At 37.0% G+C, this 18,359-nt stretch carries 15 protein-coding genes; 6 read left to right on the top strand and 9 right to left on the bottom strand.

What is annotated here, in order from left to right:
* Positions 1 to 39: 39 nt before the first annotated feature.
* A complete protein-coding gene (locus P0092_RS06770; protein WP_004617401.1) occupies positions 40 to 1,818 on the bottom strand; it encodes an ABC transporter ATP-binding protein in 1,779 nt (592 codons plus the stop codon).
* A complete protein-coding gene (locus tag P0092_RS06765) occupies positions 1,819 to 3,564 on the bottom strand; it encodes an ABC transporter ATP-binding protein (protein WP_004617396.1) in 1,746 nt (581 codons plus the stop codon).
* A gap of 211 nt (positions 3,565 to 3,775) precedes the next feature.
* On the opposite strand from P0092_RS06765, the gene P0092_RS06760 reads away from it, so the two are divergent.
* Complete coding sequence (locus P0092_RS06760) at positions 3,776 to 4,624, top strand: AraC family transcriptional regulator (protein ID WP_004617394.1); 849 nt, start codon at positions 3,776 to 3,778, stop codon at positions 4,622 to 4,624.
* A gap of 7 nt (positions 4,625 to 4,631) precedes the next feature.
* Here P0092_RS06760 and P0092_RS06755 read toward each other — a convergent pair whose 3' ends face one another.
* Positions 4,632 to 5,450, bottom strand: a complete 819-nt coding sequence (locus tag P0092_RS06755) for a ZIP family metal transporter (RefSeq protein WP_004617393.1) — start codon at positions 5,448 to 5,450, stop codon at positions 4,632 to 4,634.
* A 389-nt stretch (positions 5,451 to 5,839) separates the two neighbouring features.
* Here P0092_RS06755 and P0092_RS06750 point away from each other — a divergent pair, with 389 nt between their 5' ends.
* Positions 5,840 to 6,808, top strand: a complete 969-nt coding sequence (locus tag P0092_RS06750) for a CAP domain-containing protein (RefSeq protein WP_004617392.1) — start codon at positions 5,840 to 5,842, stop codon at positions 6,806 to 6,808.
* Positions 6,809 to 7,301: 493 nt separating this feature from the next.
* On the opposite strand, the gene mscL is transcribed toward P0092_RS06750, so the two are convergent.
* Positions 7,302 to 7,721: a large-conductance mechanosensitive channel protein MscL gene (gene mscL, locus P0092_RS06745; protein WP_004617390.1), complete on the bottom strand. Its 420-nt coding sequence runs from the start codon at positions 7,719 to 7,721 to the stop codon at positions 7,302 to 7,304.
* Between the two features lie 224 nt (positions 7,722 to 7,945).
* A complete protein-coding gene (hcp, locus tag P0092_RS06740) occupies positions 7,946 to 9,199 on the bottom strand; it encodes a hydroxylamine reductase (RefSeq protein ID WP_276187220.1) in 1,254 nt (417 codons plus the stop codon).
* Between the two features lie 77 nt (positions 9,200 to 9,276).
* On the opposite strand from hcp, the gene P0092_RS06735 reads away from it, so the two are divergent.
* The 4 genes from P0092_RS06735 (at position 9,277) to P0092_RS06720 (ending at position 12,929) form a co-directional block, all read left to right on the top strand.
* Positions 9,277 to 9,822 carry a cyclic nucleotide-binding domain-containing protein gene (locus P0092_RS06735; protein WP_040758315.1) on the top strand — a complete coding sequence of 182 codons (546 nt, stop codon included), beginning with the start codon at positions 9,277 to 9,279 and terminating at the stop codon, positions 9,820 to 9,822.
* 125 nt (positions 9,823 to 9,947) lie between these two features.
* Positions 9,948 to 11,078 (top strand): SPFH domain-containing protein, encoded by a 1,131-nt coding sequence (locus P0092_RS06730; RefSeq protein WP_004617389.1) that lies wholly within the window; start codon positions 9,948 to 9,950, stop codon positions 11,076 to 11,078.
* A gap of 77 nt (positions 11,079 to 11,155) precedes the next feature.
* Positions 11,156 to 11,611 carry a TM2 domain-containing protein gene (locus P0092_RS06725; protein WP_004617388.1) on the top strand — a complete coding sequence of 152 codons (456 nt, stop codon included), beginning with the start codon at positions 11,156 to 11,158 and terminating at the stop codon, positions 11,609 to 11,611.
* Between the two features lie 145 nt (positions 11,612 to 11,756).
* Positions 11,757 to 12,929: an MFS transporter gene (locus tag P0092_RS06720; RefSeq protein ID WP_004617387.1), complete on the top strand. Its 1,173-nt coding sequence runs from the start codon at positions 11,757 to 11,759 to the stop codon at positions 12,927 to 12,929.
* Between the two features lie 30 nt (positions 12,930 to 12,959).
* On the opposite strand, the gene P0092_RS06715 is transcribed toward P0092_RS06720, so the two are convergent.
* Genes P0092_RS06715 through P0092_RS06700 form a run of 4 tightly spaced genes read right to left on the bottom strand, consistent with a single transcriptional unit; the run spans position 12,960 to position 18,217 of the window.
* On the bottom strand, positions 12,960 to 13,748 hold the full coding sequence (locus P0092_RS06715) for a hypothetical protein (protein ID WP_004617385.1): 789 nt from the start codon (positions 13,746 to 13,748) through the stop codon (positions 12,960 to 12,962).
* Position 13,749: 1 nt separating this feature from the next.
* Positions 13,750 to 16,368, bottom strand: coding sequence for a dynamin family protein (locus P0092_RS06710; RefSeq protein ID WP_004617383.1), 2,619 nt, complete (start codon positions 16,366 to 16,368; stop codon positions 13,750 to 13,752).
* A gap of 39 nt (positions 16,369 to 16,407) precedes the next feature.
* Positions 16,408 to 17,808 (bottom strand): hypothetical protein, encoded by a 1,401-nt coding sequence (locus tag P0092_RS06705; protein WP_004617381.1) that lies wholly within the window; start codon positions 17,806 to 17,808, stop codon positions 16,408 to 16,410.
* Positions 17,809 to 17,851: 43 nt separating this feature from the next.
* Positions 17,852 to 18,217 carry a hypothetical protein gene (locus P0092_RS06700; protein WP_004617379.1) on the bottom strand — a complete coding sequence of 122 codons (366 nt, stop codon included), beginning with the start codon at positions 18,215 to 18,217 and terminating at the stop codon, positions 17,852 to 17,854.
* Positions 18,218 to 18,359: the final 142 nt, after the last annotated feature.

Below are 18,359 nucleotides of genomic sequence, written 5' to 3'. Positions count from 1 at the left end.
CTATATAATAATTCAATATAATACATAATGTAAACACTTTTATACTGCTTCCATAACACTGAATTGTGAATTGTATAAATTGTAATAGTGTCCTCTAGCAGCCATCAGCTCATCGTGTGTTCCCCTCTCAACAATTGAGCCGTTATCAACATACATAATACAATGAGCATTTTTTATTGTTGATAGCCTGTGAGCTATAATAAATGAGGTTCTTCCAACCAAAAGGCCCTGTAACCCTTTTTGCAGTGCTAGCTCCGTCCTTGTGTCAATACTGGAGGTTGCTTCATCCAGTATCAGTATTCTTGGGTCTGCCAAAAGTGCCCTTGCAAAGGATATAAGCTGCCTTTCGCCAATTGACAGCCTTGTACCTCTTTCGTTTATTTCAGTGTAATAGCCATTTGACATATTCATAATAAATTCATGGGCGCAAACTGTTTTTGCAGCTCTGATGGCTTCTTCATCGGTGGCATCGGGTCTTGCATATTTTATGTTACTCATAACAGTGCCTGAGAAAAGAAAAGTATCTTGCAGCATAACTCCCATCTGTTTTCTCAGTGTCTCAAGCTGTACATCTCTTATGTTTATGCCGTCTATCAGCACCTCGCCCTCCTGGACATCATAGAACCTGCTCAGAAGATTAATTATGGTACTCTTACCGGCTCCGGTGGGGCCTACCAATGCTATTGTACTTCCCAACCGGAATGTGAAGTTTATATTATCAAGAATCTTTTTGCCTTCTTCATAACTAAAGCTTACATTTCTGAATTCCACAGCTCCCTTTACCTCCGGCATTGGAATGGCTCCCGGCAGATTTTCTATAGAAACCTCCTCATCCAGTGTCTCAAATATTCTTTCCAGATATGCCATGGCATTTATCATTGCGTTGTAGAAATTTCCCAGATTGGTTATGGGCTGCCAGAACCTTGAAATATAGCTTGTAAAAGCAATGAGGACACCTATGGTTATTCCCTTTACCCAAAATATCCCGCCAAAATAAAGTATTATTATACCTATTGTGGAAATGGTCTCTATTATTGGCCACAGTATGAAATTGGCTTTTACAAATCTCATCCATGCCCTTCTGTAAATCTTATTTAATTCATGAAAAATGCCTTGGTTCTGTTCTTCTCTTGCAAAGGACTGTGTTACCTTTACACCGCATATGCTTTCATGTATATACGCATTGAGGTTTGACTGCTTCATGCTCAAGGCCTGTGTATTTTTCCTCTGAATATTTTTTATAAGCATTATGCAAATAAATAATGGAGGAAGTCCAATCATACTGATTAAGGTAAGCTTCACATTTATAAAGAGCATGAAAACTATTATACATACAAGGGTGAACATATCTGTTATAAAGTTTATAAAGCCGTTTGTAAGCAGGTCGCTGAGTGAGTTTACATAATTCACAACCCTTACGAGTATTTTACCATGGGGACGGCTGTCATAATAGGAAAAAGGAAGCTTCTGAATCTTATAGAATATATCTTCCCTAATCTTTTTAACTACATTGTTTCCAAGCTGGGACATGAGTATTACCCTGAACTTAAAACATATTGCATTCACTATCAAGGTGACTATAAAAATGCCTGACAGAAAAACCAGTCCTTTTATATTGCCGGCTGGTATCTTATAATCCATTGCATCCTGTACCAGAAGCGGACCTACAAGATTAGCCACGCTTGCAGTAAGCATTAATAAGACCGTTACAAACATTGTCATCTTGTATGGTTTCAAGTATCTTAAAAGCCGGATAAGGTCTTTCATTTTAAATTTTGTTAATAATTCTTCATCAACATCATATTTGTTTCTTGCCATTTAGCCCACCTCCTTTTCATCAAGACCATCAAAGTCCCCGTACTGGCTTTGATAAACATCGTAGTAATAACCCTTTAAATTCAGTAGTTCCTTATGTGTTCCCTGCTCAATTATCTGTCCGCCATTCAATACAATAATTTTGTCTGCATTTTTTACGGAAGATATTCTGTGTGCGATAATAAAAGTGGTCTTATTATTGTAAAAAGACCTTAGCGTCCTGTGGATTTCAAATTCCGTTTCCATGTCAACACTGGAGGTTGTATCGTCAAGTATAAGTATAGACGGGTCTTTGAGTATTGCCCTTGCTAAAGCAATTCTCTGTCTCTGACCGCCGGAAAGTCCTACCCCACGTTCTCCTATGATGGTATCATAGCCTTCCGGCAAGGAGGATATAAAACCATCTGCATCTGCTATACCTGCTGCCTGTTTTATGCTCTCATAGGGAGCATCTGGCACACCATAGGCGATATTTCCTTCAATTGTATCTGAAAAAAGAAATACATCCTGCATTGCAACTGAAACTTTTGAACGCAGTGTTCTTAAATCCATTTCTTTTACATTCACGTTGTCAACCAGTACTTCTCCTTCGCTGCAATCATAAAATCTGCATATCAGGTTTACAAGAGTGGATTTTCCAGACCCTGTGGGGCCAATTATTGCAACCGTTTCCCCCGGTTTGGCATTGAGGCTGACATTTTTCAATACTTCGTCATTATCATAACCAAAGCTGACATTTCTGAATTCAACAAATCCCGTTATTTCTTTTTTAGCAGGTTTTTCTATATTGCTTATTTCAGATTCATTATTCAGATATTCACGTATTTTATCTGCAGATGCGTTGAATCTTTGGATGTCATTTATAAGCCAGCCGAAATTCCTCATGGGATTACCCAGTGCCCATACTATAGAGTTAAAGGTTACTAACTCACCTATGGTTATTTTATTATTAATTGTAAGTATTCCCCCTGCTATCAGTATAATCAGCGAAAGAGTTCCCGCCAAAGCATCTATAACAGGAAGATATTTTGACCATACTTTTGCAGAAGCCATGTTTCTCTGACGATAGGCTTCGTTTTCCTTGTCAAATTTGCTTATTTCTATGTATTCTGTTGCAAATGCCTTTATTACTCTGTTGCCGCTTATATTTTCCTGCACAACAGAATTGAGTCTTGAGAATTGTTCCCTTATTGCTGCGAAAGTTGGTCTGACTTCACCTGCCAGCCTTATAGCAGCCCATGCCAGAAAAGGTACAACCAGAAGCATAACCAGAGTAAACTGCCAGTTAATTGTGAATAACAATGTTACTGCAAAAATAAATATTGTAGCGTTTTCAAAAACCATGTAGATTACCCACGCAATAAGATGGCGCACTGTCTCCATATCACCTGTCATTCTAGCCATTATGTCACCGGTTCTGGTAGTGTCAAAAAATTTGAAATCCATATTTTGAAGCTTTTGGTACATACTCTCCCTGATTTTCATATAAGCTCCCTGTGATATGGTTTCAAACATAATCTGATACGAAAATCTGATTATAGATTTTATCACCGTAGCTCCTAGCATAAGCATACACAGCTTTAAAAGCAGGTCATATTGACTTTGCTTAATTACCTTGTCAATTATTATGCCGGAAACATATGGGGGTACCATACAAAGAGCCGAAGCTACCAAAACAAATATCAGGGCAATACACATTCGGAGTTTATATTTTCGTATATACATCCAAACCCACTTTACATTTTCCATAATAAATCCCTTTCACAATGCCAGTAATTTTCCTTTTTAATTATAATTGATAAGTTTTCTTATGGAATGGATATTCTTTATCTGGTAATGTACATTTTTATCAATATTAATAGAGAAACTTTCATAGTTTGCCGATTGGAATAAAATTTAGTTTGTGATAAGATAGGATTACTTTACACATATATATTGTAAATAACAGGGGGTGATTCTTTTGTGTAAGCCGCAAATCTGTGCTGAAAATTTCAATCCAACATTGTTATATGCTTTTATTAATTTTGCTAATTCCGAAAGCCATATTACACTGCATACCCACGACTTTACGGAAGTAAAAATAATCCTGTCGGGATATTTTACATATATAATAGATGATAAATTATATGAAGTAACCAAAGGGAATATTATAATTATAAACCCCGGTGTACAACATAAAAAGATTATTCCTGAGGGAGTTAATATTGAGGAGTTTAATTATGCTTTGGGCAATTTACAGTTTAAGGAACTTCCTGAAAATTTCCTTATTGAGCCCTCCTCCCAGCCCGTTTTTAGTTTGCCCCTTCATCAACCTGAAATAATCAAGTGTATTAATGAAACACTAAGCGAACAGGAAAAAAACGAGCCTTACTGTGACCTGTTTATTAAAAGCAGCATAATGAAACTGACTGCACTGTTGCACAGGGGGATGACTGCCAGTAAGGAAAGAACTGAAAAAACAAGGCTTGATATTCAAACCTCGGAAAAGACTTATATTGTAAATGACATTCTTGAATATCTGAGCTCAAATTATATGAAGCAGATTTCTCTGTATAGAATAGCTCACAATATGTACCTGAGCCCGGTTTATATTTCTAAAATATTCAAGGAGGAGACCGGTGAATCTCCAATAAATCATCTGATAAGGATTCGCCTTACAAAAGCACGGGAACTGCTGATATCAGGAGATATGCCTATTAAAACCGTTGCAAGAAATGTAGGTTATGATGATGCCTTTTACTTCAGCAAACTTTATAAGAAATACTACGGAATTCCTCCTTCAATGGAAAAAAGGAAGAATGCCGGTTGATATATGCCTATCCAAGGGCAACATCCAGTATCATCATTACGGTAAACCCTATAATACAGCCTGCGGTGGCCATATGTGTGCTTTTGTGGCCTCCGCTCTGAGCTTCCGGAATGAGTTCTTCCACAACAACAAATATCATTGCTCCCGCCGCAAAAGCAAGTGCGTACGGCAGAATAGGCTGAATATACATTACTAGTGCTGCACCCAAAACACCTGCAATTGGCTCAACAAGACCAGAAGCCTGACCGTATAGAAAGCTCTTTGTACGTGATAAACCCTCACGTCGTAATGGAATTGACACAGCAGCACCCTCAGGAAAATTTTGAATTCCAATTCCCATTGCAACAGCAATTGCAGACAATAAAGTTATATTGTTAAATCCATTTGCCGCAGCCCCGAAAGCCACTCCTACCGCTAGTCCCTCAGGTATATTATGTAAAGTTATTGAAAATACAAGAAGTATGCTTCGCCTGAGCTTTGTTGATATTCCCTCGCTTTCCCCATCTTTAGAATTTAAATGCATATGAGGAATAATCTTATCGGCCATGTAAAGAAAAACCGCACCTCCCAGAAAGCCCAGAGCGGCAACAAGCCAAGCAGGTATATTTGATGATTTCTCTGCCATTTCAATTGCAGGTGCGAGCAGTGACCAAAAGCTTGCCGCAATCATTACACCCGCTGCAAAACCAAGCATTGTATTAAGCAGGCGTTGGTTTATTTCTTTGAAAAAGAAAACCATTGCGGCTCCCAATGCTGTTAGCGCCCAAGTTCCTAATGTAGCAAAAAGCGCCAATAATATAGGATTTTGATTATTTAACCATTCCATAGTGTCTCACCTTTCAATGTGGATTTTTCGAATATATTAATACCCTTATTTATTAAAAGTAAACAATACCTTGTCCAATTTCAATAAATAAAATAGCAATATTAACTAACCTGAAAATGTTTCAATCTCGAGTCATTGTCTGGCAATCCCATTACGTGCAAGGCCTGCGACTAAGTACCACTACGATGAACAGATATGCGAATACTAACTGTAAGAAATTGGGGGGTTGTTACATTGGGACACTGGTGTTAACATAATGTCCATACCCCGGTAGGCTGATGAATATTACGCTGATAATTCTTTTGGCAGAAGCAACGTCGCAAGAACGCTGATTATAGGCAAGAAGAAGGAAAGAACGTAAAATTAATCTAAACTAATGGAGGTAAGATATGAATAAAAAATCATCTATTGTCATTTCAAGTGTAGCTGCATGTGCAATATTCGCATCAGCCTTTGCTTTTAACGGTTTTGCAATTGGAAAAACAAAAGCAGAAAGTATTGCTGCACAAGATAAAACAAATATCAGCCAATCAACTAAAGCACCATCCAATGCACTAGAGTCAATTATATCTAAAGTTTCACAAAATACGGCGCAAAGTAAAAATGACTCCAATACAGCGGCAGTTAACAAATCAGCAGTTAACAACGTGAACGCCAATACTTCAAAATCAACAAATTGCCCAACTAAAAATAATGTTGATACAACTACAGCCCCAAACAACTATAATCAGCCGACTACAGCTACCAATAATAATATCGAATCAGCAGATATTATGGATAAGCTGCAAACAATAGCATATACAAAGAATTGTAATAATTCAACTGCCAAAAACACTAATTATTCAGATATTCAGTCTGCATTGAATTCATTTTTGAAGTCTGGGTCATCAGCAGCTAAGCCTGCTGCTTCAAAACCATCAGCTACCAAGCCGGCTCCTCAAAAGCCTGCTGCAACACCTGCTGTAAGCGGTGACTATGCAGCTTTCCAGAAAAGAGTTGTGGAACTCGTTAATGCAGAAAGAGCAAAAAATGGTTTAAAACCTTTAACAATGAATGCTCAGGTAAATAAAACAGCAACCCTCAAATCACAGGACATGGCTAAACTGGGCTACTTTGACCACAATTCACCGACTTACGGTTCACCCTTTGATATGATGAAGAAATATGGTATCAGCTACAGAACCGCAGGCGAAAACATTGCAATGGGACAGACTACACCTGAACAAGTAATGAAGGGTTGGATGAATTCACCCGGACACAGGGCAAACATCCTTAAAGCATCCTTTACACAGATTGGTGTAGGAGTAGCAAAGAACTCCAGCGGAAGATTGTACTGGACTCAGCAGTTTATAGGATAATAATTTAATGCTAGTATGGAGAGAGTGCATTCCCATGTCATGGGGCTGCACTCTTTTTATATAAAAATCATATACTTATGAAGTAAATTCCGTTATAATATATGTAAAAAATGGGGATTAATATGAATAAAAAGTTTGGCATAAAAGATGTATTTATGATTTGTGTAATGTTTTTCTTTATTTTATCAGCAATTATGAAAAACAATTATTACTTTAATATTGCAACTATAATAGTTGGGTGTCTTGTATTTTTTATAATAAATATTTGGGAACCTATAAAAAGTGCCTTAGTAAGTAAAAGGTTTAGTTTTAAGTATTGTTAATACACTAATTGATATTCTATTGAATTTTCCCCTAATAAAAAAGTTGAGTTAAGCAATTATTTTATTCTAACCGTTTTCCTATTATACTTATTTATGGCTCTTTCAAGTTACAATAATTATAAATTTTGACGTTAGTATAACAAAATCTTCATTATGTGTATGAAATAAATCTACAATTGTTTTTTAAGTAAATCCCTTATTTCCGTAAGCAATATTTCTTCCTTTGAAGCTTTTTCTTCCTTTATTTCTTCTACTGCTTCTTCCTTTTTACGTTTCAGCACATTTATAAGCTTTACCATCATAAAAACTACAAAAGCAATTATGAGAAAATTAACTATCTGCTGAATAAACGAGCCGAAATATACGGCTACTTCAGGTGCATCTCCCTTTGCCTCTTCTAAAGTCCATTTAAAGTCAGAAAAGTTTATGCCCCCTATTATATATCCGATAACAGGCATAATAATTTGATTCACAAGGGAATTAACTATGGCTGTAAAAGCAGAACCAATTATGACACCCACAGCCAAATCCACTACATTTCCTCTTGATATAAACTCTTTAAATTCAGATATGAATTTCGATTTTCTCATACAAGCATCCTTTTAATTTTTATATATTTTAGTTTCATTAGTATATACAAAAATTATACATAAATTAGTGGGATATGTAAAACAAACAGCAAGAAAAAGTCCAATCATCTATGAGCTTTTGGAAGCGCACAAATGATTGAACCTCAGAATTATATATATTGGGAGAATCCCGGCCAGCTAATAGCACTAAGCCTACAGGAAGGCCGGGAAAATTTACTTTAAGCTTATCCGAGAATTTTTTTCAAGTCCTCATCAGGAGTAGAAATCGGGCTGATGTTGAATTTTTCTACTAATATATTTAGTACATTTTGTGAAACAAATGCAGGCAGTGTAGGCCCAAGGTAAATGTTCTTAATTCCCAGGGAAAGCAGAGTCAGCAGTATGCAGACAGCCTTCTGTTCGTACCAGGAAAGCACCATTGAGAGAGGTAACTCATTGATTTCACACTCAAAAGCGTTTGACAAAGCAGCTGCCACCTGTATTGCACTGTAGGCATCATTACATTGTCCCATATCCATAATTCTTGGAAGTCCGCCTATTTCACCGATATCAAGGTCATTGAAACGGTATTTTCCGCAAGCAAGTGTCAGTATTACGGTATCCTTTGGAGTTTTATTAACAAATTCTGTGTAGTAATTTCTTCCAACCTTTGCACCGTCACATCCTCCTACCAAGAAGAAGTGTTTTATTGCTCCTGCCTTAACGGCATCAATTACCTTATCTACTACTGACAGAACTGTTCCTCTGGCAAAACCGGTGGTTAATGTATCCCCGCCGTTGATGCCTGTGAATCTTGTATCTTCCTTATATCCTCCAAGTTCAAGCGCCTTGTTTATTACAGGAGTAAAGTTCTTTTCGTCTCCTATATGAACCATTTCTGGATATGCAACTACTTCAGTTGTAAATACTCTGTCACTATAGCTTGGTTTTACAGGCATAAGACAGTTTGTTGTAAACAGTACGGGAGCCGGAAGATTGTCAAATTCCTTCTGTTGATTCTGCCAAGCTGTACCGAAGTTGCCCTTTAAATGAGGGTATGCCTTAAGCTTAGGATATGCATGTGCAGGAAGCATTTCACCATGAGTGTAAATGTTTATTCCCTTATCCTTTGTTTGTTCCAGAAGAAGATATAAATCATAAAGATCGTGACCTGAAATTACAATAAATGGACCTTTTTCAACAGTCATTGGTACGGAAGTCGGTACAGGAGTTCCATAGGTTTCTGTATTTGCCTTATCAAGAAGTGCCATACACTTTAAATTAACTTCTCCTGTTTCCATAACAATTGAGAGCAGTTCGTCAATAGCCATGTCGCTGCCTACAGCTCTTAGTGCCTTGTAGAAGAATGCGTTAACCTCATCATCGGAATATCCCAGAACCAATGCATGGTAGGCATAAGCAGCCATTCCTCTGATTCCGAATAAAATAAGGGATTTCAGTGAACGGATGTCCTCGTGTGCATTCCAGAGATTTTCCATATCGTAGTTATCCTGTGCTGCAACTCCATTAACAAGTTGCAATTTTTCAAAATATAAGCGATGAAAGTATTCTTCATATGTTAAAATGCCTTGAATCCTATGAACAGGTTTATACTAAAAATGATATACTGCTGTTGGCAGGAGATAAGGTATCCTCTGTAGGTATAATTTTATCCGGTTCTGCCCAGATTGTTAAAGAAGATATAATGGGCAACAGAAATATAGTATATGAAATCGGTACGGCAGACATGTTCGGAGAGGCTTTTTCATGTGCAAAGTTAGCGAAAAGCCCGGTAACAGTTCTCACTACTACCGGTTGCACCGTAATGTATATCGGCTTTAGCAGGATTGTTACCACCTGTTCCTCCTCCTGCAGCTTTCACACCAAGCTTATTGAAAACATGCTTTCACTTATTGCACAAAAAAATATTTTTCTAAATAGCAAAATAGAGATTCTCTCTCAGAGGTCGACCCGTGAAAAGCTCATGGCCTATTTCTATATGCAGGTGCAGAGAACAGGGAAAAACAGATTCAGGATTCCTTTTTCACGTGACGAACTTGCAGACTTTTTGTGTGTAAACCGAAGTGCTTTATCAAGAGAATTATCAAAAATGAAACAATAAAACATACTTGATTTTGACAAGAATGAATTTGAAGTATACCCTGCAGATTAACAGCCTCAAGGGTTTGATTTGTATGGTATATTATGCTATAATTAAGACTAATATTTTGTGAGGTGATGTCCAAAATGGCTATCATTGATAGAGTAAAATTTGACGGGCTTAGATCCCGTGATTGGATTGTTTATAAACATCCGGCCGAAGATCTTGTATATGGAACACAGCTTATTGTAGGTGAAGGACAAATTGCAGTTTTTGTTAAAGGCGGAGAGATTTGTGATTTATTTTCTCCTGGAACTTATACTCTTGATGCTAAAAATCTTCCAATACTTAAAGCCTTTGTTAATCTGCCTTTTGGAGGAAAAACCCCTTTCAGTGCAGAAATTTTCTATATCAACACTACTACGAAACTAGATATCAACTGGGGAACATCTGATCCGGTACAAATAATTGACCCAAAATATTATACCAGACTCAGAGTTCGTGCTTTTGGCCAGATGGGCTTAAAACTTGATAACTATGAAACCTTTTTTCGTGAACTGATTGGAGTAATGAATCCGGCGGACTTTATTAAATTTGACAATGTCATAGATTTCTTCAAAGGAATCTTGATTCAGAAGATAAAAAGCATAATCGCCAATGTAATTGTAAATCAAAAAATATCTGCATTGGAGATTACTGCCAGACTGGATGATATTGCAAATTACACCCTTGAAATGATTTCTCCTGAATTTTCCAAATATGGATTAATTGCAATCAACTTAATTATAAAATCCATTAATTTCCCCGATGAAGACTTTGAAGAAATTAACAAGATTCTAAAAAGCAAGGCTGAATTCGAAATTATGGGAGACAACCGTTATGTAACAAAACGTTCTTTTGATGTATATGACCAAGCTGCCGGCAATAATTCAGGTGTAGCAGGTGTGTTTGCTTCAGGAGGTGTTGGTTTTGGAATAGGTGCATCTCTGGGTTCCGACATGCATAACACCATTAATACAAAAGCAGCCACAGATGCTGCAACCTTAGCATGTCCCTCCTGTAGTGCTGAAAATTCAGCAAAATCAAAATTTTGCTGTGAATGTGGAAAGCCGTTGGAAACTCCAAAGAAGAAATGTATTTCCTGTGGAGCATTAGTAACCGGCAATCCCAAATTCTGTCCTGAATGTGGAACTCCTATGGGAAGCAGGATCTGTGAATGCGGTACAGAAATCCCAATAGGCACTAAATTTTGCCCACAATGCGGTAAAAAACTGTGATTAGTGTGATCAAATTTTTGTAATATATCATTTTTTTTAAAAGTATAATTAAATAAATAAGATAGGATGGTATAAAAATGGCTCAAAATGAATGTCCTCAATGCGGGGCACCAACTGCTCTTAGTGATAGAGAATGTAAATATTGCGGTGAAGCTTTGACCGTACAAAATTCTGCTCCATCAGCTGCTCAGAGACCTGTTCCTAAACAGCAGGAGTTTGACCCCCAAGCAGCCGAGGCACTGCTATACCAACAGCGTGTTGCACAACAGCAATATGCTCAGCAGCAGAATATAAATAATGGCATAGATCCTTCCTGGCCAATAAAAAACAAAATTGTTGCCGGACTTTTGGCAATATTTTTAGGTGGACTTGGAATTCACAAGTTTTACATGGGCAAAATAGGTAAAGGTATACTTTATATGTTGTTCTGCTGGACCTTTATTCCAAGTTTTATTGCTTTTATCGAAGGTATTGTTTATTTGTGTTCCAATGACCATAATTTCCAAGTAAAACATCGTGTAAGATTTCAATAAATTTATTTAAATGTTAATACATACAAAAACGGTAATGACTCATTAAGAGATTATTACCGTTTTTCTTTTTATACAAATATACGGTATTATATTAATTTATTTGTATAAAATAAAAACATTCAAAATACTGATTGGGAGGTTTTGAATGTCGAAAAAGGCTAAGCTGTTGTTAACCGTAAGTGCCCTTTTCACACTTGCAATGGGCATTTCAAATGTTTTTCTTAATATCTTATTGTGGAAAGAATCAAAAAACTTTATAGTTTTAGCAGAATATAATCTCATGCAGTATATGTTCCTCCCCATCACCTTCATTTTTGCCGGATGGCTTTCCAAAAGAAAAAATGGTATCTGGTCACTAAGGTTGGGAATACTTTTTTTCATTATCTTATTCGGGCTTATTCTTCTATTTCAAGACAAAATTTCAAATTTTGTACTGATATTTGGAATATTATTCGGGGTAGCCGCAGGTTTTTATTGGCTTGCATTTCATGTTCTGAGTTTTGATTTTACATCAACTGAAAACAGGGATACCTTTAATGGTTACAATGGTTCTATTGCAGGAATCTGCGGTGCTGTTGCACCAATATCTTCTGCCTATATAATTAATAAAAATGTCCTGGGAATGGGCTACACTATTGTCTTTTCTATCTCATTACTGCTATTCGTAGTACTGATATTGGTATCCTTTTTATTAAAAGCAGAATATTACGGAAGGAAGATGGACTTTAAAAAGATAATCGGTACAAACTCTCACGATTGGAGCTTTTTAAGAAAGGGCCTGTTCACGTGGGGCTTTAGAGATGTTATTATAGGTTTCCTAATATTTGTACTGGTTTTTAAAACTACAGGCAGTGAATGGTCTGTGGGTACTTTTTCACTTATTGGCTCACTTATTTCATCGGTAGCTTTTGTGATTGAGCAAAAGCTGGTTAAGCCAAAATCAAGGTTAAAGTCAATGCTGGCAGGGGCCGGTTTAATGTTTTTGGCAGTATGGGGATTGGTTGTCAATATCAGTTACGGAACTCTGCTGTTATTTATAATAATGGACTCTGCATTTCTGCCCTTTTTTATGGTTCCTTTTTCTTCTGCCGGCTTCAACATTATAAGTCTTCAGCATCAGGAGGATTTGCGGCTTGAATATATTATCAATAAAGAGATTATTCTAAATATGGGCAGAGTAGTAAGTCTGCTGATACTCATAGGTTTGCTGTGGTTTGTAAAATATGACCGAAGCCTTAACTATTTTTTGCTGTTTATAGGCTGTGCACAAATCATAGCTCTGTATTTTTTGAAAAAAATGAGAGTATGGAGGATGTAAGCATAAAATAATACACCCTCCACCAAGTCCCTATTTTTCATATACCTCGGTAGTACCATAGGCAGCATTTGAAACTCTTGGAGAAAACTCCTCAATCTTTGCTCCATCCTGACACAGCTGTTTAAATGCACTCAATCTGGCCTGTCCGTCTGCCGACTGCAACAAACCACTGTAGTTTTTTTCTAATGCTAATTTAATCAGATATACATCCAAACTACTTGCTTGTGTCTGGTTGTTACTTTCGTCAAACCAATTTATTATCTTTGAGTTATTAAATTGATTAGCATTTCCTACCCATAAGTATCTGGTTGCCTTGTACAGCTCATCATAAACTTCAGCTGAAAGCCGCATGTTCTCTTTCAAGGTATTCAAACAACTTTCATTACCTGCTCTAAGTACCAGTATCAATACATTTTGATTCGGTGTATGGGATGGTTTATAAACATTATCAACTTTCTCTATTTTTTCATTTCTTTCTATTTCCGGGGGATTTTTCTTCTGGTCATTGTTATATTTTCTTTGGTAAATAAAAATCATGGATATACCTACTATCGCCAGACCTGCTATAAAAAGACCCTTCATTCTTAATCCTCCTTTTTTCTTGTTTTCATTTATATATAAAGGCTCAAACGATTCAGAGAAGTAATCTGTGCATGCATCTATTACTTTTCCATTGTCCTTATCTGTTGCGGTTTCAGAGAGAATAATACTTGATAATATTTTTACGGCACATTTTAACGGGTCTTTTTGTTTTTCACAAGAATCCCATTTTGTCTCAAAATCTTTTTTCCAAGCTTTAATATTATCGCCTACTTTCATCTCAAACTCCGTTCCCGTCAACAGCAACGTCCTTAATACCATTTGATACCGCAGCTGCATTATTGGCCTGAAGTAAAATTTTATTCCACCTGCCCACTTCCTCTTCATGCTTTTGCTCACTCATGGTTATTTTCGATTTTATCGTTGCGTTTACTGTAGTTATAAGAGTATTTATTGAAACTGAAAATGCATCAGAGTAACTGTTCAGCTGTTGAGCCATCCATTCAAACATATACTTCCAGAACAATTCTTTAGCATTGGTTAAGCCATAGTCCCATTTTTGTTTCAAGGCTACACCATTAGGAAAATAATATGCATTCCCCATTACGTCGACAAAATCCAAATAGGTTTCCGTGGTGTCGCTTCCACAAAATGAACCTTGCTTTACCCGTGTCTTCCATTCTGTTTTTTTACCTATACTGATATCTTCCTCGGGAGGTTTTGAAGCAAACTCAAAAACTCCGTCTGGCAAAGACAGTTCGTTAATATCCACAGCTTGAAGAATATTCTCAATTGTTTCAGTTAATTCAAGGTCGATAATCCCCAGCTTTCTTCGGCATATTTCTGCGATTTCGTCTATATGTCCCTGAATCATATTTCTTAGAGGAAGCACCAACTCATTTGAATACGATTGGAGAAGCAGCCCCGCTCTTGCAGAAAGCGCCCTGTTCATTGCCACGTCTAAAAAATCATAACGCTCCATATACTTCTGAATTTCTTCGGTTTTATTTACGGATTTTATAACAAAGTGATTGTTAGCTACCTCCTTGTCCCTCAGTCCGCCAAGCATAATTCTGCTGACATAATCATATGCCCTTGCAAGTCGGGAGGACACTTCAACAGGAAGAAAATCCATTTTTTCCATTACTTCGTCGTATGTATCATTATTTATAATTGAATCCCCTATAATTTCTATTATTCCCAACCTTAGCTCATCCGTGAGGTGTGCAACTGAGTCAAACATATTTGAAAAATCCTCAATGCTTCCAAATATTTCTTCATGGTCATTAACAAACTGTTCTGCATCATATGTTCCTTTTCCCTCGTTAATCTTCCTTGTTATTTCCTGAAGATTTTCCTGAAATTCCTGCTTTTTTTCACCTATTCTCCCGGGTGATATTTCTATTTCCCCCTTTAAGGACAAAACCTCAGACTTGACTTTTTCAATTCTTTTTCTCTCCTCCTCAGGTATATCCTTACTTTCGTACCCTGACAGTTCATCTGATATTGAGTTCAAGTCCCTTTTAATACTATTGGCTGCTTCTTCACTATCACAGCCTATAAGCTCGTTTTTAAGTCTTACGGTACCAAGATAATAATTTACAAGTCTCAGCTTTGATTTTGTAACTCTGATACTCCCAAGGGTTTTCAAGGTACTGTGTAGTGCACAGAATATTTTGAATAATTCGCATATTGCAGGCATTATAATTAACTGGGAAAAACTGTTGTTAAGCCTCTCCTGTATTCTCTTAAACAGAAGATTGCCGTTACTGCATTGGTAAGTATAGTCTAAAAGCTTTCTTAAATCCTCTTCACTTAAATCTTCACCGTGTTTTACATTAATCCTCAAATCGGAAAGCCACTTTTCAAGTTCAGCATTATTTGCATTGCTGTCATATATATCATAGCAATCCTTCATCAGGCTTTTGAGAAACCATTTGTAGTTATATTTCAGAGCATCATTGGGATATTGAGGCTCCTTGTTTTTATCTTTATGTGAAACAGGCCCCCAGGCACACTGTGCATAGAAAAGGGGCAGTGCGGTAAAGGGTATTATCTCAGGCTCGTTTTTCAAAGCTAGTACTTCTTTAATCTCTTTTTTGAGGTTAGATATATTTAAATCAAGTTCTACATCTGTCTCATTTCTCAAATCTACTCTGTTAAGCAAAAAAATTATGGAATCTTGTCTGCCTCCCAGAAAATTCACTATATCCTTCAGTTCTCCCAGAAGCTTTTTGCGGTTTTCATCATCTGTGTGGCTATAGTCCATAGCCACAAGGCACAGAGACCTTGTCAGCATCTCCTGTATAACGCTCAGATTTTCCTTGTCTCCGCTGTTTTTCAGTCCCGGAAGGTCTACAAGTTCAACACATATATCCTCGGGAAGGTTAAGCATTTCAGGCGATGAACCTATAAGCAAAGGCCCTTTTGAGTAAATCCTCGGAGGAGCAGAGTTCTTTCTGTTATCAAAATATGTTTTCATTGTATCACTGTTAATGTTATATGTTTCCTCGTCTGAAATATCCTGCTTAATCTGGCCTGTCTTCCACTTAGAATTTTTAGTTTTTTCTATGTAAAGAGACCGTTTATTAGAATTTCTCAAAACCAGAATTCCGGCACTTTTTTCACCGGAATCTATGGGAGCTACCATTTTTCCTGCCAATGCATTTGTAAGTGTTGATTTTCCCGACGAAGTAGTCCCGATTGTAGCAATAGAAAGCACGGGATTTTTTATCCTTTCCATTGCACGTTTGTGTTCTTCAAAAAAACTTTTGAATTGTGAAGTAACCAGCTCATCTCCTAAAAAATCTTCCTTGTATTCATTAAAAAGGGCTATCATCCCGTTGCCCAAATCCTCCAGGAGTTTCTGGGTTGCCTTTAACTTATCACTGTTGTACATTAACGCTCCTCCTTATCTCTTTTCCAAATCTTATACAAGTCACTGTATAGGATAGGCCGGGTGGTGTATAGACTTTAGTACCGAATTTATCTTATCCAAAAGGCTTTTGTCCAAACTTGCTGCATTGTCCCTCAAGAGTTTATCAAGGCTCTCATCAAGGCTGCTGATATTTTGGATTTTTGACTTTGACAAGTTACTGCAATCACCATATGTAACCAGATTTATCCCACGGCTCAACAAAGGCTTTACGTAATTGTTAACTTCCTCGTAAGTTGCACCCATATTGGCTAGCGCATTTGCCGTATCTGCATAAATGGCAGGCAATAATTTGCTGTAATTTTCGATTTGCTCAATTTCCGAAAGCAACGATATGTAAAAATCTGCTATGGAACGTCGTATCATATTCGCTCCCGGTATACTTCCCACCAGCAAAGGAAGTTTTGGGACAGTTCCATACTCCACCAGATGATATGCGTCGGCATACATCCCTGCACAACAGGAAAATATACCTGATACCTGCTTAGATATCTTCTCTTTCACAACATCTCTTATTTCATCGGTTTCTGATAATTGTGAATACAGATGCTGAATCATTTCCTTTTTATCCTCATCCTCTTCACTAAGCTTTTCAAGCATTTTAATAATCTTTATGTTATTAATTAGTTTTTCAGAATAAAATCCCTCTGGTTTTATTCCCAACTCCTGTATAAGCTCCATACTCTTTTTAGTTTCTTCATATAAAGCATTCAGATACATGGGCTTTATATTAATACTGCCAAACTCAATTCCCACAGGGAGATTTACTTTTTCGCCCAACCCCCATGACCATATTTTAAGAATTATTGTTTGTCCGTCATTAACAAATTCCGGTGAAAAAACCAGAACCGGCTGACCTTGAAGCCCTGAAAACAGATAATTTATTGAGGCATCATTAGAAGGTGCATCCTCTCTCCAACTTCCTATATCTGATATAACAGGGTGAGAACTTACGCTATTATAATGTGTTATAAGAAATGAAGACAGATTTCCGTTTATATTTCTTGCAATAGGATGGTCTTTATCTTTTAATGACGTGATTATCCTGCATGGAATAACTTCTTTACCGTCAATACTGCAACCTTCAAAAGGCGTGTTAAGGGCAAAGCGCATGTCAAAAGGTTCTCTTAAAGGCCAGCAGTTGGAATAAAAGGTTTTTTGCTTCCACTCCTCCATGCGCATTTCAAATTGCGTTCTTGCTTCCGTTAGCCTGAACTGATGATCAATGAGCTGTATCTTGCTTTTGTTCTCAAAGCTAATGGCTGCTTCGTCCTTTTTCTTCTGTATATCCTTTTGCTCCTTACCTGTAAAAAAGTCGTATGACTTTTGTGCTACGGAGGAAATTGCTCTGGTTACCAGTCTTGATACAACCAGCACAATTATATCGTCTACTCCAAACGCCATATTTTACCCCCCTCGTATATTAAGTTTCTTAATTTCATTACAATTACCAGTGGTCACTGTAGTTATGTCCGCAATTACTGCAAGTATTACCGGATATGCTCTCAAAATGTTGACAGTTGCAAAGATAACGCATACATTTTCCATATCCGTGGAAACTTGGACTATGTGAAGATTTCTGTTTTATTATGCTTTGATTAGAATGCACGTCTGAATTCTCTTCCATGTCATTATCTTCGGCATCCTCTTCCTTATCTTCATCATGTTCGCCGTAATCTCTGTCGTCATCATCGTAATCTTCAGTGTCATCATCTTCTGAATCTTCATCCTCTATATCATCTGTGTCATAATCAGTGTCACTTTGAAGGTCATGGTCTTCGTAATCATCACCATCCCAAAAACCGTTAGTCATTTGCATTACCTCCCATCGATAAATATTATTTAGACTAATTATATATTAATTAAATAGATTTATGTACCATGTATTTCAATTTTTTTTAATAAATGTAACTTAGTTAAATTTTTGTCAGTCAATATGACTTAATATAAATATT

The sequence above is a fragment of the Ruminiclostridium papyrosolvens DSM 2782 genome, assembly GCF_029318685.1.
In the GTDB taxonomy this organism is placed as follows: domain Bacteria; phylum Bacillota; class Clostridia; order Acetivibrionales; family DSM-1351; genus Ruminiclostridium; species Ruminiclostridium papyrosolvens.
This window is presented reverse-complemented; position numbering and strand designations above follow the sequence as displayed.